We start from the raw sequence: 2,419 nt of genomic DNA on the forward strand, positions 1-2,419 counted from the left end.
CGGCTCGCGCTGATGGTGCTGGCCGCCCTGCTGCTGGTGGCGGTCACGGTCGGCCCTCCGCTGCTGTCCCGCTATCTGACGGCGAGGAAGCAGACGTCATGAGAATCCCCGGAACCGAGTCCACCGGCACCGGCCCCGACACCGGCACCGAGTCCACCCGCACCCGGATCAGCCGCACCCGGTTCAGCGCGCGGTTCACCCGTGCCCACCGGGCGCTCACCGTCGCCGTCCTCGCGCTCTGCTGCGCCCTGAGCGCCGGTGCCTTCGTCGGCGCGGGCGCCGACGCGGCGGGCGCGGCCGACAATCCCGCCTCGGGCAGCTCACCGGTGACCGTCACCGGCAAGGGTGACTTCGCGAAGCTCAAGGTCACGGTCGAGCAGACCAGGCATCTGGTCAACCAGGTCGTCAAGGTCTCCTGGACCGGCGCGACGCCGACCGTCTCGGACACCGCCTACGCCGCCGACTACCTCCAGATCATGCAGTGCTGGGGCGACGACAAGGCGGGACCCGACCCGGAGCAGTGCCAGTTCGGCGGCTCCTCTGCGCTCGGCCCCGGATCCGGCAACCAGGCGGCGGGCGCGTACACCAACACCCGTCAGCTCAGCTACGGCTCTCTCTCCGACGAGAACCAGACCATGCCGCCTCCGTCGCCCTCCGGGATCTCCTATGTGGCGTTCCACTCGGTGGGCGGCCAGATCACCCCGACCGGCAACTCCAACGACTTCTTCGACTCCAACACCACGAACGAGGTCCCGTACGCCCGTACCAACCCCGACGGCACCGGCGAGGTGTACTTCGAGGCCCAGACCGCCCTGGAGGCGCCCGGTCTCGGCTGCGGTGAGGCCAAGGCCGGGGACACCGCCCAGACCGAGGGCCGGCAGTGCTGGCTGGTGGTCGTACCGCGCGGCGAGACCGAGGTCAACGGCACCCGGTACACGGCCCAGTCCAGCGGCCTCCTCCAGTCCTCGCCGCTCTCCGCGACCAACTGGGCCCAGCGGCTGGTCGTCCCGCTGCACTTCGAGCCGCTCGGCAACTTCTGCCCGCTCGGCGCCGACGAACGTCCCACACTCGGCAACGAGATGGTCGCCGAGGCCGTCAGCCGCTGGCAGCCCGCCCTGTGCCAGACCGGCGGCAAGACGATCTTCGGCTATGCCCAGGTGACCGACACGACCGCGCGAGGGAAGCTCGGCTCGGGCACCCCGGGCATGGTGTTCCTGAACGAGCCGGCCACCGCCGATCAGATACCGGCTGACCAGACACCGGTGTACGCGCCGGTGGCCCTGTCCGGGCTCACCATCGGCTTTCTCGTGGAGAGCCAGGCGCCGTCCTCCGCACCGGACGAGGTCAAGGCGCGCAACGGCCGCAGGATCACCTCGCTCAAGCTCAGCCAGCGTCTGGTGGCCAAGCTGCTGACCGAGTCGTACCAGGACGGCAACTCCCGCTTCGCGCCGAGCACCGAGAAGAATCCGTTCAACCTGGGCCGCGACCCGGAGTTCACCCGGCTCAACCCCGAGTACGCCCATCTCGACTTCGGCGGCAAGTTCGGCGACATCCTCGTGCCCGAGGCGCTCTCGGACTCCGCGCGGCTGCTGTGGAACTGGGTGGACCAGGATCCGGCGGCGCGCGAGTTCCTCGACGGCACCCCCGACAACAAGGGCAAATACGGTGACGCGGCCAACTCCGGGATGACGGTCAACCTGCACTACGAGAAGCTCGATCTTCCGGTCGACCACTTCCCCAAGAGCGATCCGTTCTGCCAGCAGTTCGAGGACCATCCCGACAATCCGCTCTGCATCCAGGACAAGCATCCGTACACCCTGGACATGCACGGCGCCGCCCGTGCCGCGGGCCGCGGCGAATCGCTGGCCCGTACCTCCTGGGACAAGACCACCTCCCCGCCCGCGTACAAGAAGGACCCGCCGCAGCCGGCCGGACAGCGCGCCATGCTCGCCCTGGCCGACAACGCGACGGCCCTGCGCTACGGACTGATCCCGGCCCAGCTCCGCAACGGCGCCGGGCAGTATGTCGCGCCGACCAACGCGGGCCTGCTGGCGGGCCAGGCGGCGATGCGTCCGGGACCGGTCAAGTCGGTGGCCGAGGCCGCGCCGGCCACCAAGGCCAAGGGCGCCTATCCGCTCACCTCGCTCACCTACGCGGCGACCGTGCCCTCCCGGCTGACCGCCGCCGAGGGCAAGGACTACGCCGAGTTCCTCACCTACGCGGCGGGCGACGGCCAGCGGCCCGGTGTCGCGGCGGGCGAACTGCCCGAGGGATACGCGCCGCTGCCGAAGGCCCTGCGCGCCCAGACCGTCCAGGCCGCCGCCACCATCGCGGCCCAGGCCGGGAAGACCCCGCCGGAGGAGGGCCCGGACTCCACGGGTTCCGGATCCGCCTCGGGCGGCGGCGGGGGAGCGGCGGG

1 pseudogene is annotated in these 2,419 nt (G+C 71.1%); it reads left to right on the forward strand.

Features of this window, described 5'->3' with window-relative positions:
• Positions 1-98: 98 nt before the first annotated feature.
• Positions 99-2,419, forward strand: a pseudogene (locus GA0115259_RS38340) (hypothetical protein); the annotation flags it as partial.

Source organism: Streptomyces sp. MnatMP-M17 (genome assembly GCF_900091995.1).
In the GTDB taxonomy this organism is placed as follows: domain Bacteria; phylum Actinomycetota; class Actinomycetes; order Streptomycetales; family Streptomycetaceae; genus Streptomyces.